Source organism: Anoxybacillus kestanbolensis, assembly GCF_001996285.1.
Lineage (GTDB): Bacteria > Bacillota > Bacilli > Bacillales > Anoxybacillaceae > Anoxybacillus > Anoxybacillus kestanbolensis_A.
The window spans coordinates 1-17,454 of sequence record NZ_MQAD01000018.1; the positions used below are offsets into that span (position 1 = coordinate 1).

At 38.6% G+C, this 17,454-nt stretch carries 19 protein-coding genes; 2 read left to right on the plus strand and 17 right to left on the minus strand.

The window, feature by feature from the left end:
* From BO219_RS10065 to BO219_RS10080, 4 genes are all read right to left on the minus strand, one after another.
* On the minus strand, window positions 1-488 hold a 488-nt coding region (locus BO219_RS10065; RefSeq protein ID WP_077429451.1), incomplete at its 3' end, for a winged helix-turn-helix domain-containing protein.
* A 107-nt stretch (window positions 489-595) separates the two neighbouring features.
* Complete coding sequence (locus tag BO219_RS10070) at window positions 596-835, minus strand: hypothetical protein (protein WP_021096126.1); 240 nt, start codon at window positions 833-835, stop codon at window positions 596-598.
* A gap of 426 nt (window positions 836-1,261) precedes the next feature.
* Window positions 1,262-1,657 (minus strand): type II toxin-antitoxin system death-on-curing family toxin, encoded by a 396-nt coding sequence (locus BO219_RS10075; RefSeq protein ID WP_077429435.1) that lies wholly within the window; start codon window positions 1,655-1,657, stop codon window positions 1,262-1,264.
* Entirely contained in the window at window positions 1,654-1,905 is a 252-nt protein-coding gene (locus BO219_RS10080; RefSeq protein ID WP_004888888.1) for an AbrB/MazE/SpoVT family DNA-binding domain-containing protein, read from the minus strand. The genes BO219_RS10075 and BO219_RS10080 overlap by 4 nt, the downstream gene beginning before the upstream one ends.
* Window positions 1,906-2,485: 580 nt before the next feature.
* On the opposite strand from BO219_RS10080, the gene BO219_RS10085 reads away from it, so the two are divergent.
* Window positions 2,486-3,349: an SDR family oxidoreductase gene (locus tag BO219_RS10085; RefSeq protein ID WP_077429436.1), complete on the plus strand. Its 864-nt coding sequence runs from the start codon at window positions 2,486-2,488 to the stop codon at window positions 3,347-3,349.
* 480 nt (window positions 3,350-3,829) lie between these two features.
* On the opposite strand, the gene BO219_RS10090 is transcribed toward BO219_RS10085, so the two are convergent.
* The 12 genes from BO219_RS10090 to BO219_RS14840 all read right to left on the minus strand — a co-directional run bounded on the left by BO219_RS10090 (window position 3,830) and on the right by BO219_RS14840 (window position 15,841).
* On the minus strand, window positions 3,830-6,790 hold the full coding sequence (locus tag BO219_RS10090; RefSeq protein ID WP_077429437.1) for a type III restriction-modification system endonuclease: 2,961 nt from the start codon (window positions 6,788-6,790) through the stop codon (window positions 3,830-3,832).
* Window positions 6,791-6,793: 3 nt separating this feature from the next.
* Complete coding sequence (locus BO219_RS10095) at window positions 6,794-8,677, minus strand: site-specific DNA-methyltransferase (RefSeq protein ID WP_077429438.1); 1,884 nt, start codon at window positions 8,675-8,677, stop codon at window positions 6,794-6,796.
* 13 nt (window positions 8,678-8,690) lie between these two features.
* Window positions 8,691-9,308, minus strand: coding sequence for a DUF4391 domain-containing protein (locus BO219_RS10100; protein WP_077429439.1), 618 nt, complete (start codon window positions 9,306-9,308; stop codon window positions 8,691-8,693).
* Window positions 9,235-9,498: a phospholipase D-like domain-containing protein gene (locus BO219_RS10105; RefSeq protein WP_226373807.1), complete on the minus strand. Its 264-nt coding sequence runs from the start codon at window positions 9,496-9,498 to the stop codon at window positions 9,235-9,237. The genes BO219_RS10100 and BO219_RS10105 overlap by 74 nt, the downstream gene beginning before the upstream one ends.
* 215 nt (window positions 9,499-9,713) lie before the next feature.
* The gene (locus tag BO219_RS10110; RefSeq protein WP_226373808.1) at window positions 9,714-9,896 is read right to left on the minus strand and encodes a type II toxin-antitoxin system HicB family antitoxin; all 183 of its coding nucleotides are present in this window, start codon (window positions 9,894-9,896) and stop codon (window positions 9,714-9,716) included.
* A gap of 145 nt (window positions 9,897-10,041) precedes the next feature.
* Complete coding sequence (locus BO219_RS10115) at window positions 10,042-11,016, minus strand: helix-turn-helix transcriptional regulator (RefSeq protein WP_158074592.1); 975 nt, start codon at window positions 11,014-11,016, stop codon at window positions 10,042-10,044.
* Between the two features lie 258 nt (window positions 11,017-11,274).
* Entirely contained in the window at window positions 11,275-11,793 is a 519-nt protein-coding gene (locus BO219_RS10120) for a hypothetical protein (protein WP_077429441.1), read from the minus strand.
* 19 nt (window positions 11,794-11,812) lie between these two features.
* Complete coding sequence (locus BO219_RS10125; RefSeq protein ID WP_226373809.1) at window positions 11,813-12,421, minus strand: hypothetical protein; 609 nt, start codon at window positions 12,419-12,421, stop codon at window positions 11,813-11,815.
* Between the two features lie 483 nt (window positions 12,422-12,904).
* On the minus strand, window positions 12,905-13,810 hold the full coding sequence (locus BO219_RS10130; RefSeq protein ID WP_198936683.1) for a Na/Pi cotransporter family protein: 906 nt from the start codon (window positions 13,808-13,810) through the stop codon (window positions 12,905-12,907).
* Between the two features lie 31 nt (window positions 13,811-13,841).
* Window positions 13,842-14,801, minus strand: a complete 960-nt coding sequence (locus BO219_RS10135; protein ID WP_077429442.1) for a bile acid:sodium symporter family protein — start codon at window positions 14,799-14,801, stop codon at window positions 13,842-13,844.
* A gap of 114 nt (window positions 14,802-14,915) precedes the next feature.
* Complete coding sequence (locus BO219_RS14450) at window positions 14,916-15,548, minus strand: IS630 family transposase (RefSeq protein WP_226373810.1); 633 nt, start codon at window positions 15,546-15,548, stop codon at window positions 14,916-14,918.
* Window positions 15,434-15,841, minus strand: coding sequence for a winged helix-turn-helix domain-containing protein (locus BO219_RS14840; protein ID WP_230403170.1), 408 nt, complete (start codon window positions 15,839-15,841; stop codon window positions 15,434-15,436). The genes BO219_RS14450 and BO219_RS14840 overlap by 115 nt, the downstream gene beginning before the upstream one ends.
* 388 nt (window positions 15,842-16,229) lie before the next feature.
* Here BO219_RS14840 and BO219_RS14560 point away from each other — a divergent pair, with 388 nt between their 5' ends.
* A complete protein-coding gene (locus BO219_RS14560; protein WP_158074593.1) occupies window positions 16,230-16,379 on the plus strand; it encodes a hypothetical protein in 150 nt (49 codons plus the stop codon).
* Window positions 16,380-16,479: 100 nt separating this feature from the next.
* Here the strand turns inward: BO219_RS14560 and BO219_RS10150 are convergent, their stop codons facing one another.
* Entirely contained in the window at window positions 16,480-17,370 is an 891-nt protein-coding gene (locus tag BO219_RS10150; RefSeq protein WP_077429453.1) for a transposase, read from the minus strand.
* Window positions 17,371-17,454 lie beyond the last annotated feature (84 nt).

A 17,454-nucleotide genomic window follows, 5' to 3' on the forward strand; every position in this document is an offset into this window, starting at 1 on the left:
TGACGCTTAGCGTCTCCTTTGACGAGCTTATACGTCGGACGTGTCCATGACAAACGAAGACGATGCAATAACTTACGAATGCCTTCACGTGACATCGAAACGCCATAGGTTTGTTGAATGTAAGATTGTAAAATGCGCGTGTTCCATGACGAAGCGATGCCCCAGCCAGCATCCACAGGTGTAGTAGTTAAAACGAGTTGTCTGATTTCTTGTTGTTGTTCTTCCGTAAGAAATGGCACGCGACCAGGTGGTAAGCGACGATCGAGTAGATGATCGAGCCCACCTTGATTAAAACGTGCAACGTAGAGGGCAACCGATTGACGGCATACGTTGACCATTTTTGCGACATCTTTACCGAGGTGACCTTCCATAACAAGACGAACAGCGGTCACCCGAACACGAAGGGAAGCATCTTTGATTTTCCGTTCTTGTTTCCGAAGTGTTCGAGGCGTCCAGCCGTGGTCATTTGTAATTTTAAGACGTTTCATGTCCTTTCCGCTCCTTTTACACATGAGTATTTAGGAGCAGTATAGCCATGAAAAAATGTGTTCATACAGAAGTCATCGTTTTAAAGTGCATGTATATACTTATTGTTTCATTTTTTCTTATAGATGCCATTTTTAACTCTTAGCCAATTTCCACTACGAGCTACTGCATACCACATTGAGTTATTTGGCGGTTTTTTATAGAAATTAAATTTTTCATTATAATAAGGAGAAACCTTAAATAGATCAACTAATTCTTGTATAGTGTAGGTTTTACCCGGCTCCACTTTCTTTTCAAATTCTATAATGAATCGAAGAGTCTGTTCATTTAACGAATATTTCTCTTGCATAGTCCTCTCTCCTAAAAATTTTAATAACTTTATTATTATAACACCTTGCGAACAGTGCCAGGCACTATTCGATATAGATTCAAGTTGAGTTTCCGACATATCTCATCATGAATAGAAGACCGCTTTTCTGCCATAAGCGGCAAATTTAATCTTGGTTCATTTTTTCCACTAGAATCTTTTCTATCTAGAGTATTTAACATGTTCACCAAGAAGTCTCCCACTTCTAAGCAACGTGTAGGTGGGAGAGGTTCATTAAAAATACACAATAAAAACAGGAAGTAGAAAAATTGCGAACGAGAGTAGGATGTTGTAAGCAAGCATGCATAAAAAAAGCTGACTGATTTTACAGTGCAGCTTTCTCATTTCTATACAATCAATCTTTGACAAAATTCAAACAGGGACACACATGTAATCGCCATACAAATATTAATATTTACGTTCAAATGCATACTCTTTGATGGTTGCAACAATTTGCTCGAAGGAATATCGATGATTCACTACATCAACAACAAATTCAATGGCATCATCTTGCGGCATCGTAAAATAGTATCCATTGTATTTTAAAAATTGAACAAGTGCTACAAAGGCAGTTCTTTTGTTTGCATTATGAAAACAATGGTTCTTAGCCAAAGACTCAAATAATGCTGCCGCTTTTTCAAAAATAGTAGGATAAGCATCTTTACCAAACGCACTTTGTTGTGAACGGTAGACAGCCGATTCTAACAATGCAGGTTCTTTTATCCCTTTCAGCTCATTTGGAGAATATTTTCCAATAATGAAAAAATTAATCGCAACGACTTCTTCTACGGTTAGATATCTCATCGATCAATAAGCCCCTTGATGGTCTCATCATATTCTTCAAGAGTTTCGTTTAATACTTCAAAAAAATCTTGGGAGATTCCTTTTGGCAAATCAACTTTTTTACTTTTCTTTATAACAATTTTATCCTCTTCAAGCTCCATTTGTATTTCATCTCCTTGATGAATACCAAGCTTATTTAGAAACTCCATTGGAAAGGTAACCCCAAGTGAATTGCCAACTTTTAATACTTTTCGTTCTGCGCTTAACATTTACCTCACCTCTTTATTATAACTGTTATAACAATTATAACACGAATTAGATTTATAAAAAAGGTTATAGAAGAAAATCTTGAAGTACAACGTTCCACTCCAAATAAGCTTTTGTAGACTAAATTCAAAGTTTTATTTTCTAATTCAGCGATTCTATGCACCAATTGCCTTATTAAATACTGTCTCACAGTTTTTTGAACCGATATCGAAAGCTTTTGCACCACTTCTTATGAACAATAAAGCTGATTACAATCCATCTTTGAAATACTTTTTGATCTCGCTTTCCACCCTATCTCTATTTACAGAAACGAATTATAAACTCCCCTTGCGAACAGTGCCTGGCACTGTTCGCTAAATTTGACTTTCATTTTCGATGTAATTATAATGGCTACAACGAGAAGGTGAGTAGTCACTTCTCCATTGCAGATCATATCTTAAAAATCGGCTCTTCGAAGAGCTCATTTTTTCGTGTTAGTTGTAACCGATTTGATTATAACGATGTCTATTCTTGCGGACGTTGTAACCAAGATAGTTACATTTGCTCTGAAAAATTTATGAAAAGAAAGGAAGGATATTTTCAATGTCAATCGTCGTTACTGGCGCTACTGGTCAACTCGGAGGTTTAGTTATTCAACATTTACTCAAAAAAGTGCCTGCAAGTCAAATCATTGCCATTGCCCGTAATGTGGAAAAAGCCTCCGCTCTTGCCGATCAAGGAGTGGAAGTTCGTTACGGTGATTATGATGATTCGGAATCTCTTGAAAAGGCTTTTGCTGGCGCTGCCAAGCTGCTCTTTATCTCAAGTCCGGACACTGATAATACGCTCCGTATCGTTCAACATGCAAATGTCGTAAAAGCAGCCAGAGATGCAGGAGTAAAACATATTGCTTATACTGGGTATGCCTTCGCTGAGGAAGCAAAGCTACCCCTTGCACACGTTCACTTAGCTACGGAATATGCGATTCGTACCACTAACATTCCATATACGTTCCTGCGCAATGCTTTATATACGGAATTGTTTGTGAATGAGGGTCTGCGCGCATCCGTAGAGTCTGGAGCACTGGTTACGAATGCAGGAAACGGAATCATAAATTCAGTAACCCGCAATGATCTTGCCTTGGCTGCGGCGACAGTTCTTACAGAGGAAGGACATGAAAATAAGACATATAACCTTGTTTCCAATCAACCTTGGAGCTTTGACGATCTTGCCCAAATCCTCTCGGAGGTTTCCGGCAAAAAAGTCGTGCATCAACCTGTCTCATTTGAAGAAGAGAAAAATATTCTCGTAAACGCTGGTCTCCCTGAGCCTATTGCCGAACTTACGGCAGTTATCTATGACGCGGTTTCTAAAGGTGAAACGTCCAAAACGTCAGATGATCTACAAAAACTTATCGGATCGTTGACCCCTCTTAAAGAAACCGTAAAGCAAGCTTTGCAAATTTAAGGATTGCTTATATACAAATAAGTTGAATAAAAAACAGGTCACTTAACCGTATATCCAATGTGACCTGTTTTTTTCTTTCTATTCCTTATTCCTAGCGAACAGTGCCAAGCACTGTTCGCTATGGTGCGCTTACTATATAAGAATTCATTAAGGTGCTAATAATTTTTATGCATTCATAATCTTGGCAAACTTGCTTTTCAGCAATTCCTTCCGCTTCTCATAGAACTCTTCGAAATTAGAAAAATCTAAGTCAACATCTGGAATATAATGTACTTGCTTATAATGATTTATGTCAGAGACTCCCTTAAAATGTAATAGACGTAGTGACAAGCATATATACAACATTTTCATAATTAAGTTTAAACATTACGCACAAAAATATGTATCTTTATCCTAACTAATATTTACAAAATATTCTGTCGAACTCTGTCACACACACAAAAAAACAGAAGCCCTACAGCTTCTGTCTTAGATGAATTATTAACGGCTTAGTGCCCGCAGCATAAACTGATTCACATCTTTCTCCGGTCCGATGAATTCGATGTTGGTGCCGATCGCTTCAAAGTGTTTGCGGGCGAAGTCGATTTTCGCTCTTTCTTCTGGACGTAAAAATTCTTCAATTTCCGTGCCTTTTGTTTCAAGAACAAAATATAGTTTTTCTTCTCCATCTTTGTCAATGACAAGCGCCCAGTCTGGGTTGTACGAACCGATTGGGGTGTCGATTTTAAACCAGCTTGGCAGCTTGACGTATACTTTGACGTTTTCGTCGTTTTCAAAGCGCTGGGCGAAGCTTGCTTCAATATCCGAATCATAAACGACATAATCAAACGGTGACTTCTCGCTGCGAATGGCATTGTCGTTTAAGTAGGCCAGCAGCTCTTCGTTTTGGAACAATTCGACGGCATAATACGCATCGTCGCCGATTTTGTAATATTTGACACCGTCATTGAGCAATAATCTCATTTCCCGCTGGATGATTTTCGTCACTTCTTCAATAAACTTTTGCGGGTTGTTTTTAAAATCGTCAAGGCGCTTGCAGCCAGTTAAAATTTCCACAATCGTCTTCCGTGTTAAATTTGTACGATTTTGCAGTTCTGTTATAATATCCGGCAATGTATGATGAGCGGTAACATAATCTTCGACACGCTCACTCACCGTTTGCGCATGAATTCCTTCCACTTTGTCCATCGTCACTTGATCTTTTCGGCTTAAAATACGAATTTTATGAATCGGCGGCATTTTTTGAATGCTTGCAATGCTTTTCTTAATTAATTGTTCGCTATCGAATTCAACAGAATAGACAGTTTTATATTTTATTCTCTCCCACAACTGAATAAACTCTTCACTATCTAAAATCGCTTTATTCAATTGAACTTTTTTTCGATCGTTTGCATTTTTTATCGGCAAGCGTTGTAAATAGTGTCTTATTTCTTTTATAATCGCTTGTTTCCAAGGTTGAAACTCATCACTGAAGTTTAATTCATGCTTGTCTAACGCTTCTTTTAATGATGGCTTTGCCTTTCCATTTTCGTCAATATAATCATGTTGTTTCAGTTCTTCATATAATTTTGCCGACAACTCATACCCCATTTGCACAGGTTCTTCTGTATCTGGATCGATATACACTAGCTTCGCAAACACATGCTTTTCGAATTTGCCAAATGTCACTCCTGTCTCCTCTTCTATTTCCTTTTGCAATGAGGCAACAAATTCTTCATATGATTCATTGGCCATAACCGTTAACGTGTTAACGTTATAGTCTTGGACACGTTCCCCGTTTTGGTTTACTGCTAAACGTAAGCCGCGGCCAATCTCCTGCCGCCTTGATACATATGTCCCTGCTGAATCTTTTAATGTACAGATTTGAAACACATTCGGGTTATCCCATCCTTCACGCAGCGCCGAGTGTGAGAAAATAAAGCGAAGCGGCTCGTCTAAGCTTAATAAGCGCTCTTTGTCTTTCATAATCAAATTGTACACATCTGTATCCGCTTCTGTATTTCCCTTTGTATCTTTTAACCTTCCTTTTTTATCTTGCGCAAAATATCCGTTATGAATTTTCTCTATGTCCATATCAACATCGATGTCATTAAATAATGTACGATATTTTGGCTTCTGAATTAATTTCTTGTATTCTTCTTCAAATATGATGGCATATTTTCCTTTAATCGGATTACCATCTTTATCATAATCACGATAGTTGGCCACCTTATCAATAAAGAAAAGACTTAACACTTTAATGCCGCGCAGTCTTAGACGCAGTTCTTTATCTAGATGCTCCTCAATCGTTTTGCGGATTTGATATCGTTTAATCGTATCATCGTCAATATCGCCAATGACGTCACCTACTCGCAAATAATGACCGTTTACTTCAATGGACTCATTTCCTTCTGTCCAATCAATTTGTTCAACAATATAACCGCGGTACAATTCCCGTTCTCCGGAAATATCGTATAAGTCGTCCCCATATTTTACTGTTTTCGTTGTTCGTTTCACTTTGCCGCGCGTTTCAACATCAAGTTCAATTTTTGCTTTTCCTTCTTTTACTTCTACTAATTTTATATAAGGGACGTTAAATGATTCTTCAGAACGGACGGACATTACTTCAATTTTCTTTACGAGTTTTTGATTATAGGCATCCACTGCATCAAGACGGTACACCATGTTGTATTTATCGACATGGGTAGCCGAATAACGCAACGTACATAACGGATTTAGCGATGCGATCGCCTCTTTGGACTTCGGTGTCGTATCGACACTTTGCGGCTCATCGATGATGACAATCGGATTCGTTTGTTGAATGAACTCTATCGGACGATAACCGTTTAGTCGGTCGTTCGTCCGGTGAATAACGTTTGCTTTATCTTCTTTTTCCGGGTCTTCAAAACTTTTACGGAAAGCATCGATATTAATAATCATCACTTGAATCGTTGTTGCCGTCGCAAAGTTACGCACTTTATCGAGCTTTTGCGAATCATAAATGAAGTACTCTAACGGCGTACGGTTGTACAACTCGTCAAAATGCTCTTTCGTAATTTGCAATGACTTATACACACCTTCGCGAATCGCCACAGATGGCACGACAATGACAAACTTTGTAAAACCGTAATGTTTATTTAATTCATAAATCGTCCGTAAATACACATACGTTTTCCCGGTCCCCGTCTCCATTTCGACAGTAAAATTCATCCCATCGAGCGTTTCGCTGCGCGGCAAACCGTTCTTCATTTGGATGGCTTGGACATTTTTTAAAATTTCTTGAGGCGTAAGGTCTAAACGGTTTCCTACGCCTAAAGCTGTTTGAATCATCCCTGCTTCTTCTTGCGTTCCGTAATATACGGTAAAATTGGACTGTTTCATTTGTTGGCCTTTAAAAATTTGCACAACGGAATCAATCGCCTGCTTTTGGTAGTCTAAGTCAGAAATAAACTTTAACTTCATGGCTTATACACTCCTAACGTCCGTGATTCCGTTCTTTTTCAATGTTTGAATCGCATTTGTTTTCACTGAATCATTGATGAAACCAGACTCTTTGAAAATCACTTTTGGTGTCATGTGCTCTGACTGATGTTTCATCATTTCATTAACAATGTCTAAGTCAATTTCATTTTCTAAGCATAATAAGACAGAACCAAAACCGACGTTGTAAATCGTTTTACCCTTATAGTCAATCTCTTCGATTGACGTTGTGAGCGGCAAACCGATTTTAAGTAAAATTTCATACAATAAGTCTTCTTTCGTACGGTCTTCTTTGATGTTGTTCTGTAAATCGAAAAGGGTTTGCTCCAGATTCTCGAAATCAGGGTCCCACGTTTTGACGTTAGAAGAATCAAGTTTAAATACTTTAAAGCCAATATCTAAATTTGTTTTCCCTGTTTCTTGAACGATTTTTTCACCAGCGCGGCGGATACGTTCTTTCCCGATTTCACAAATGTTTTTATATCCCGCTTTATACGCCTCTGATTTTTCATCTGTTTTCTCCGGTAATTGCACCATGATAAATTTGCGATTTCCTCCGTCTTCGGCGTTTAATTGCATTACCGCGTGGGCGGTGGTAGCAGAGCCGGAGAAGAAATCAAGAACTATATCGTCGTGTTGGGTAACTGTGAGAAGCAATTGGGCTACTAAATCTACAGATTTAGGTGATGGAAACAACTTAGATTTTGTTGAGAACAATGAAGAGAATGCCATCTGTCCTTTTTCAGTATAGAATAACTTATCCAAAAAAATTGTTTTTAACATTTTTTTTGCGCCATTAGCATAGTTTTTTCTATAAATTTTCCATTTACCCTTGTTAGTTTTTCTAGCGACCAATAAATGAATATCTTTTAGAGCTTTTGACTTATCCCACGTCCAACATCCTTCGTACCCATCGTCCCAAATCGGCTCGACAGTTATATTATAGCCGTCCTTATATTCAAGGGATATTTCTGATGTAACTGGATTTACATAAATAGGATAAAAGAGGTTTTTACGATTATGTTTACCGAATTCCCTATGTGTGTTTCTTAATTCAATAAGTCTATATCTCCCCTGCTCATCTTGCTCTGGGTAGTCATTAACTATTTGTTCTTCGTCTTTTTGAATAGAAAAATAACCTTGCTCGAGGTTATTTTTTGAGTATACCAGTATGTATTCATGATTAGTTGCAAAATATTTATCCTGAGAACGACCTTTTGGATTACATAAAACCGTGATTTGAGCTACAAAGTTTTTTTCTCCAAATATTTCGTCGCAAATTTTTTTTAAATTAGTAACCTCATTATCGTCAATACTAATAAATAAAACACCATCCTCTCTCAATAAATTCCTCGCTAATTTCAATCTAGGATACATCATATTCAACCAATCGGTATGAAATCTTCCGCTCGTTTCCGTATTAGACTTTTTTGTTTGCTGAGTCATTTCCTTGTAATTTTTAATATTATCACGAAAATCATCTTTGTATACAAAGTCTTTCCCCGTATTGTACGGCGGGTCGATATAAATCATTTTAATCTTGCCAAAATACGATTTTTGTAACAGCTTTAGTACTTCGAGGTTGTCTCCTTCAATATAAAGGTTTTCCGTTGTATCCCAGTTTTTGCTTGATGCTTTGTCTGGTCTAAGTGTTCCCGTTGATGGCGTTTGCGCGAGTTTCATTGCCTGCGTTTTGCCGTGCCATGTGAATTCATATCGTTCGTTGCGTTTTTCAATTTCTTCTCCAAGCACAAGTTTTAATTTTTCAAAGTCGATTTTTCCTTCGGTGACGACTTCTGGGAATAATTGCTTGAGTGACTCAATATTTGCTTTGACTAAATCCATCGATTTTCCGTCTAGTTTTTCCATCGTTTGTCTCCTTTCATCGCAATTGTTGTTTTAACTGCTCGATTTGTTTCGTTAGCTGTTGAATTTTAATGTTCATCTCTACTTTTCTATTAAATTGCGTTTCTTTGTTCATTTTATTTTTCCATTTCGTTATTTCCGCTTCGTGTGCTTGGATTTGCGCAATGAGCTGCCGTGCTCCTTCGTCTTCTGCAACGATAAACGCTCCGACAGCCTTCGTATGCTGAAACGCTTGTACCGCTAAATGAATGTCTTTATAAAACTGAAAAAAATGAGAAAATGACATGTTTGTAATATGAATCGTTTTTATAAACTGATGGATCGTTTCACTATCGTCGTCTAATTGAAACCAAGGAGTGTAATACGATTCTTCCAGTACAACCTGCGACATATCTACTTTATTTAATCGTTTTAAGCATGTGCCGATTTGAAAGTTTCCTTGCTTTTCAAAGACAATGACGACAGGGTTCGGAAGCGCCCCTTGGATGATTTCACCGATGACAGGCAGATGATTGTCTTTCGCTTCCTCCCTCAGTTGAATCGTAATAAACATAACCCCTTCATAATGGTATTCTTCGTTGATAAATGGCTGGATATTGATCGTACTTGGGGTTAATAAATAACTTAATTCCATGCACGAAAGCCGGTTCTGTAAAAATAAAGCGAAATTCTTCTAACTGAGAAAGCTCTTTCTTTAATTCGACAAACGCATATAAAGTAAAATGTGCAGCAGCAACGGATAACTTACTGCCCTTTGTAATATATTCTTTCAAGACATCTCCCACTAAACCCGTTTGTTTATTATCAATAATTCCTCTCGACATCTTTCGATCTGAACTCCTTTATTCGAATGCCTACCACTTCAACATGTTGGGACGTAAAAATCATCTAAACATTCTTTTGTGTCGACATAGTCATATTATACTAAAATAAAAACCGGAAAATATGTCGAATTATGTTGATAAAATAGTAATATCACCTGTAAGATAAACAGAATCTTTCGACCTCAGTTTTTAGATAGTAACTATTGTCCCCTAGATCAATCCATCTCTCTAAATTTGTCGGTATCGACAACAAAATTCACAAGACTTACTCCTTTAGGTAGTTGTTCAATTAGCTTTTCTACAGGAGAAGCAGGAGGAATATCATCTCCATCATCATCCATACAAGTTAACATAAGTATCAATGCTCCCTCTGTCATCTCTACCGCATTTGTCTCCATAAGTAAAGCAGCCTGAAATGTCTGGAAAATTAACGATATAACCGTTATCTTCTTTACTATTTTCAATGATAGAATAAAATTCATATACAGCCATTTAAACTCATCCATTGTTGTTCGTTGAAATACTTTCTATTTAATTTGAGGATCAATCTCTCTCCCCAATATATTGTTCATACAACCTCTCCGTTTCCTCCTCCATCTCTTCCACCAGCCGCTTCGGATAGACCACTTTCGCATCGGCGCCCCATGAAAGCAGCCAGCGCACGAGCCCTTTGCTGATGATGGCACTTGTGATTAAGCGAAAATGTTCGTCGTCCACCCTTTTGATGTCGGCATGGAGGCCAAAGCGATCAATCACAGCGGGAGCCAAATCATTTTTAAAAATCACTTCAATGGAAGACTCTTCCCCGCCAAACATGAAAAACAACAGATTGCGATACTTGTTGATATCAAAGCCTGGCTGCACGGCAAATTTCTGCTCCAGCATGCGGATATCCCTGATCCGGTCAATCCGGTAATGATGGATGTCCTCCTCCATCACGTTATAGCCAATCAAATAATACATCTCTTCATTCCAAATGATTCCATAAGGATGGATAAGATATTGTTTAGGATCGGGACTTCCAGATAGCACAAATTCTTTCTCCACCGAGTAACGGCCATATTGGAACTGAATGACCTTCTTTTCCGCAATAGCCTGGTGGATCGTTTGAACCGTCTTGGCAAATAAAGGACTATCAATTTTCGCAAAGGTATGTACCAACTGATTTTCTAATAGGATCGCTTCATTTTCGGACACGAACTTTTTTAATTTTCCTATAATTTTCTCCGTTTCTTGCTCTGAAATGAAACGGGCCGAAGAAATGGCATCCATCATATAGCGCAACTCATGGATTTCAAAAAATCGATCAGCAATCCAATAATGTATAAATTGATTTCTTCCGCTTTGGCTAGTTTCGACCTTGATGAACGATTCCTCTGAAGTTAAAAACTTCAAATCATTTCGAACCGCTTTTAATCCGCCTTCTATTTGATGCATCTCCAAATATTGCAAAATATCTTCAATCGACTTCGGATGTTGTTTGGAAGAATATTTCCATAAATATTCAATAATCGCCAAGATTCGTCTATACTTCATTCAACCACCGCTTTTCTATCAATTATTAATCCTATTATAAAACAATTATTAGTTCTTTTTATGCACCAATAAAAAGTAATTAAGAAAATCTTATGAATCCGCATAAATGAGCAAGTGCCAAAATCCGAATATGTTCGATTTTGGCACAAATATCATCAGGTATTGTCGAATTTTGGCTTTTTTAATTATTTTTTTAACTACAAATTTTTTCCTTATGTCGAGCATATCACGCGGCATCTATTAAAACGTCACTTTTACAGGATGATCTTCTTGGTAGTCCATTTGATCCCAAGAGAAAATGTGCAATGTCATTTCGAAGTTTTCTTTTAACTCAGGGAATTCATATCCTTCGAATTCTTGGATTTCTAATTTCGCAGTGGCCGATTTGCCCGGAGCTACTTCTTGGCTCATGACTAACAATGTTTCATCAACCATGCGGCCATCTGCGGAAACGCTGCGTGCCTGTACTTCGATAGAATCTTGGCGTTTGTTTTCAACATCGAAAATGACTTCAATGGATTTGCCCCAAATTGGATCTTCTTTCTTCACAATTTTCACAAGTGTCGCTTTCACATTTTCATTATCCACAATCACTTGATTAATCTCGTTTACCTTTTCATCTTCTTTCGTTTCTTCCGCTGTTTGTTCCGTTTCTGTGTTTTCCACTTTTCCGTTCACATTTTCTTCCGTTGTCTCACCACATGCGGCTAATAAAAGGAGCAACATCAACATCGCAATAGGATAATAGAATTTTTTCATCGTCAGTACCTCCTCGCATTTATTCCGTTTCCAAATCCTCTAAATCTTTCGGATAATTCACTTCGTTGATGATTTCGTTTGTCGCTTCGTCTTTCACTACAATTTTGACATTATAGTTTTCCGGATCAGCACCGTTAAATAGCTGATACATGGCGCCTGATAACCCTAAGCCAAAAACAGCGAATCCATCAAAACTGTTTTCATACGCATCTTTGTCCACCACTAATGTAAATTCAGTGAATTTCTTGTTATGTTGAATATCTTTAATGGATGCAAAATCTTCACCATTTTTCAATTCCTCAATGGATTCAAGCAAAGAGTCTTCCATCTCGGCCATCATTTCTTTATGCTTCGCTTTTGACATTTTGTAAGTCACAGAGCCATTTTCGTTTTTCGTTACTTCGATGCCTTCCTCTTTGGCTTCAGCAATTGCCGCATCAATGTCCCCATCTTCAAAAAAGCTAGCTGGCAACGTCACTTCCACATTCAATAACCCTTTATCAACACTGATGCCTTCACTTTCTTTTTGTTGTTGCTCTGCCTCGTTTGCCTTGCTCTCCTCATTGGCGTTACAAGCCGTAAGAAGGAGAATCATTAATAAGAATGCTGCAAATGTAATTTTTTTCATGTTGTACCTCCGTAATAAAATTTTTCATTCTCAATTAGACTTCACCTTCAAGAATTCCTGTCATTAACGTATAATCAAGAACAATTTTTATGATAAATGAATCTGTCTTTCCTGAAAGGCCTTTTACGTCATTTCGGAAGATTTTTTTGGGAAAAGGGGAAAATTCTTTATTTTGGTTGTGGGGAGCGTGCTAAAACGTGGAGTTCATAAAAAAAGCGCCCAAAATAGCGCTTCTGCTTTGAAGGTATTGTAACATTTACCTCTTGTGCGGATAGCGTTCACTCTTGTTCGGATAACGGGGTAGCTTGCGCAGATGAAGCTCCTTCTTGCTCAGATAACAACTCAACTCGCGCGGATACAATCTCCTCTTGCTCACGCTAATGCAATCAATCCTTGTTAGGATAATATGGTCCATAAAAAAACGCTCATCTTCACCTACTGAGCGTTTTCCTCCTTCTACACCCACTCCACATCTTGAAAACTTTAAGACTCTTCTATCTCCGTCCCTTTTTTAAATTCCACCAATCTCGCAAAGGCGCGCCAGTAATGGTAGACGAGACGGTCAATCCATAGAAGCGCCTGAACGTTGGACATGGCCACTTCCAATTTTGTTTCTCTTACCGCCGTTCGCTCATAATATTTTCTTCTGCGCACTCGTCTTTCTTCTGCAATTTTCTGGGCCGTTTTTTCCAACACCTGCTCCATTTCGATCAATTTTTCTTCGCTGGCATAACTTTCATTAATCTGCTCCAGTGTTTTATGCCATTTCTTCATCAATTTTTCGTGATGGAAAATGCCTTCCACCTTTTGCTGCTCCCTCAATACACTCACTAGCCGTGTGATATGATCCAATACATGAATGATGGCGACATGTTGATTGCGTAACTTCGTTGAATCGGACTGCACTTCATTAAGGAATTTACGAACGGAAAGAATCGCTTCCTCCACATCCCTCACCTTTTTCTCAAAACTGCTCGTGACCTTTTTCGCATCTAACAATTCCAAAATCGCATCGGTCAATTGCTTCATGATTTGAAGCAGCGTTTGATAAGCCACTTCCAAGGCGGCCGATGGAATGGATACCAATTGATCGTCGAGGTTGCGGGTCAGCGCATTGGCCTTTTCCGGCAGCAGCTTCAAAAGCAACATGGAGAACTGCTTCGTAAACGGCACGAAAATGATGGCGCCGAGCACGCTGAAAAGGGTATGGAACAGCGCAAGCCCCACCGTTTCATCGAAGCTGCCCACCAGCGCAACCGTAAAGAATTTCACAAACTGCAAAATATAACCTATAAAAATTGTCACGATAACAGCCGTCACAACATTAAACAACAAATGGGTTGCCGCTGTCCGTTTTGCTGCGATGGATTGGCGAACAGTGACAGGCACTGAAAAGCAGGTTCGTTATAAAAAAACAGCATCACATTTCGATCGTTGAATTATTGCTTTCTTGTCTTTCACTTTTTTTACGGAAATATGTGGCCACAATCGGTCCAGAGATGTTATGCCAAACGCTGAAGATCGCACTTGGAACAGCGGCAAGCGGCGAAAAATGTGCTGTCGCCAATGCAGCGCCAAGTCCAGAATTTTGCATGCCGACCTCAATGGAGATCGCTTTTTGTTTCGGTTCGGACATTCTTAGCAGCCTTGCAAGCCAATAGCCGATCAATAATCCAAGCCCGTTATGAACAACGACGATCAGGAAAATAATAAACCCGCTTTTCGCAATCGCCTGCTGATTCAAACCAACGACAGCAGCCACGATAGCCACAATGGCAATAACCGAAACGAGCGGAAGAATTTGAACGCTCGCTTTTACTTGCTTTTGAAACATCATTTGAACGATTAATCCAAGGATAATAGGAATAAGTACAACCTTGACAATGGACCAAAACAGAGCCCCAGCTGAAACGGACAGCCATTTTCCTGCAAGCAACAAAATGAGCGCTGGTGTCAAAATCGGGGCAAGCAATGTTGACACGGATGTAACAGCAACCGAAAGCACTGTATCTCCTTTTGCCAAGTATGTCATAACATTTGAAGCGGTACCCCCCGGACAGCAGCCGACAAGAATGATGCCGAGCGCTACTTCACGTGAAACGGGCAATAAGGTAGCGAGTAAAAAGGCCAAAAGCGGCATAATAAGAAATTGGGCAAGTACTCCAATGAGCACTTCTTTCGGGCGCGTGAAGACTTCCTTAAAATCGTTGGCCGATAATGTCAGTCCCATCCCGAACATGACGATACCAAGTAATGGTACGATGTAAGGAGCGATCCATGTAAATGCTTGTGGCTCAAAAAAAGCAAGAGCCGCGAATAATAATACCCAAATTGCAAATGTGTTGCTAACAAAGTTGCTGAATTTTATAAGAGCTCCCATCTTTCCTTCTCCTTCCAAACGATGATGTAAAGAATATTATATATTTATTATTCAGAAAATTCAAATTGAAATTATCTTAATTTGACTAAACGATTTTGTATATATAAATCCAACTTAAGCTTTCGACATATGAACCCGTGCGACTCGTTGGAGTACGTTTTCTGGCATATCCGCAATGTATTCCAAAAAAGAAATGATCGATTCTCGTATTTCTTCTCGAGTCGCATAAAAACGGTTAACAATTACACTTTCTTTCATCCACTTCCATATACGTTCGCACAAATTTAAATTCGGTGAATACGGTGGCAAAAATAAAAGAGTGAGACGTTTTCGATGTTTTTCTAAGAACGGCTTTAGAATGACGGCATGATGAATTCTTGCATTGTCCAGGATCATGACAATGTTTTTCTTCGGATATTGAGAAAGAATATATTCCAAAAATTGTTGAAACCATTGTTCATTACACTTCGCTGCTTCCATGCACAAAAATTCGCCATTCATGACATTGAGTGCACCAAATAAAGAAACCGTTGCATGATGTCCATGCGTAAGAACTTGTTTTTGTTTTCCTTTCAAGCTCCATGTGGCATGGAGAGCCTGGTAATCACGAATATGACTCTCATCTTCGTACATTAACACCATGTCTTCGGAGACGTTTTTTTTAACTCTTGAACATGTTCTTGAAATTCTTGTTGTTTCCGAGGGTTTGCACGCTTTAAGGTATACGTTGGGCGTGTATAACGAAATCCCCATCGATGAAGCATTTTAGTAATGCCATACCGAGTTATGGATGCATTCCATTTTCCTTCCAATACATGTTGGATGATGCGTGTATCCCAATACGCTTCTACTCCAAACTCTTCTTGGGCAGGAGTGGACATCAAAATCATGTTCTTGAGCTGAGTTTCTTCCTTTTCGGACAGATACGGTTTTTTACCCAGAGCGTAACGGCGTTCTAGTAATGCGTCCATGCCGCCTTCATTAAATTTTTGAACATAAGAAGAGACCGAATGTCGATGGAGATTCAACAGTTGAGCCACTTGCAATCCCATATAGCCTTGCATGACCAAGCGAATAGCAGCGACTCGTTTTGACGTATTAGCGTTTTTTGAGCACGTTCACATGCTTGTAGACGTTCAACCGTCCAACCATGGTCATTCGTAATTTGCAGAGTTTTTCTCATATCTATCCGCTCCTTTGTAATTATCATTAGGGGCAGTATAGACAGATGACAGCTATATTTAAACATGTAGAGAAATCAAGTTTGACTTATATAGGTACCACCAATAACTTTGTGTTAAAATAGTATAACAGTAAAAATTTTCTTTTTAAATCATTAGGTAAGGTATTTTTTAAAACAAAAGCGCATTATGAAAAGGGAGAGGATTTTAATGAAAGAAGAAATCAAATGGAGGATCACCTTTAAGCATGGCTTGCTTAGGAATATTTTTAGGCGGTTGGGGAGTCTTTTTGAAAGCTATTTTCACCGCTTTTTTAAAATTTCCTAAAATAAACTTTTTAACAAAATTAACCATTATAGATCATTTTCTGAATTATTCTAGCGATGGAGAACTTTAATTAAATAAAGGGATTAAAAATAAATTCTTAAAAACGCTCGGATTTCCAAGCGTTTTTTGATATTAGTATAAGTTTTAGCCATATAGATGGTGTTGCAAAACTAGAGTAAAAACTCAAAATTGTGCATAAGAATGCATAATTGTACATGCAGTAAATAGCGATGAAACCCATACCAACGTGGTTGTTCTAAACCATCATTCTTTAAACCGTTAAATGTCTGCTCGATTGAGTTGCGAAAACGAAACAACCACTTTCCGAATTCTGTCTTCAAAAGCGGAGGAATCACTCGACCATAGGCATCTTTTCGTTTATCACTATTTCGAGGATTAATGGGTGAAACAAAAAAGATTCCGGTTTGTTTGGCCATTTGACGGACTTTTTCACTGTCGTAGGCGGCATCTCCAAGGGCAAACTCAATGTCCCATTCCTTCACAGACGGAAATAATTTGGGCGCAACGGCTGCATCATTTCGATTGGCCGTCGTGAAGACATGGGATAAGATGATTCCTCCAGTAGTTGTACAAAGGTGCAACTTATATCCTTTGAACCAGTTATACCGAGTCGAAATTCCCCATCTCGCTTGAGAATCATAGAGACTGCTTCGGAGTGCGGTACTGTCGATGATGACGATTTTTGGATACCGAACTCCTAAATCTTTGAGAAGTTGGGCGTTAAAAACGGAAAAGCCTTGTTCTCTAAACCACTTACCTGCACGTGAAAACGTAGATAGATGGGGAACCTCTTTCAGGCCGCAAATCCACCGGAAATAGCCAAATCGATCGAGTGTATCAACTAACTGACGTAAAGAGTCAATGAAAAAATAAGTTTTTAAAAAGAAACATTTTAATAATGATTTTTTCGAAATCGGTGGTCGCCCTGTCATATAAGGTGTTTCTGGTAAAGAAAGTTGATCGATGTATTGAAATAACGCCTGTAAAAGAGGATCCATTTCGCTATTTATTGCATGTTCAGTAACAAAATTGGAAATCATGATAGTGTCCAACCCTTGGAAATGTGTTTTTTGGTCACTGTATATGATTTCCAAGACGGTGGATTTTTTTGCGTACATTTATGC

Bases quoted from the DNA above. Each gene is read 5' to 3' on its own strand.
- BO219_RS10100 (WP_077429439.1), bottom strand. From the start codon at position 9,308: ATGGAATTAAGTTATTTATTAACCCCAAGTACGATCAATATCCAGCCA.
- BO219_RS14560 (WP_158074593.1), top strand. From the start codon at position 16,230: ATGGCTTGCTTAGGAATATTTTTAGGCGGTTGGGGAGTCTTTTTGAAA.
- BO219_RS10135 (WP_077429442.1), bottom strand. From the start codon at position 14,801: ATGGGAGCTCTTATAAAATTCAGCAACTTTGTTAGCAACACATTTGCA.
- BO219_RS10120 (WP_077429441.1), bottom strand. From the start codon at position 11,793: ATGAAAAAATTCTATTATCCTATTGCGATGTTGATGTTGCTCCTTTTA.
- BO219_RS10070 (WP_021096126.1), bottom strand. From the start codon at position 835: ATGCAAGAGAAATATTCGTTAAATGAACAGACTCTTCGATTCATTATA.
- BO219_RS10090 (WP_077429437.1), bottom strand. From the start codon at position 6,790: ATGAAGTTAAAGTTTATTTCTGACTTAGACTACCAAAAGCAGGCGATT.
- BO219_RS10110 (WP_226373808.1), bottom strand. From the start codon at position 9,896: ATGGAGACAAATGCGGTAGAGATGACAGAGGGAGCATTGATACTTATG.
- BO219_RS10075 (WP_077429435.1), bottom strand. From the start codon at position 1,657: ATGAGATATCTAACCGTAGAAGAAGTCGTTGCGATTAATTTTTTCATT.
- BO219_RS10095 (WP_077429438.1), bottom strand. From the start codon at position 8,677: ATGGAAAAACTAGACGGAAAATCGATGGATTTAGTCAAAGCAAATATT.
- BO219_RS10125 (WP_226373809.1), bottom strand. From the start codon at position 12,421: ATGAAAAAAATTACATTTGCAGCATTCTTATTAATGATTCTCCTTCTT.
- BO219_RS10150 (WP_077429453.1), bottom strand. From the start codon at position 17,370: ATGATTTCCAATTTTGTTACTGAACATGCAATAAATAGCGAAATGGAT.
- BO219_RS10105 (WP_226373807.1), bottom strand. From the start codon at position 9,498: ATGTCGAGAGGAATTATTGATAATAAACAAACGGGTTTAGTGGGAGAT.
- BO219_RS10080 (WP_004888888.1), bottom strand. From the start codon at position 1,905: ATGTTAAGCGCAGAACGAAAAGTATTAAAAGTTGGCAATTCACTTGGG.
- BO219_RS10085 (WP_077429436.1), top strand. From the start codon at position 2,486: ATGTCAATCGTCGTTACTGGCGCTACTGGTCAACTCGGAGGTTTAGTT.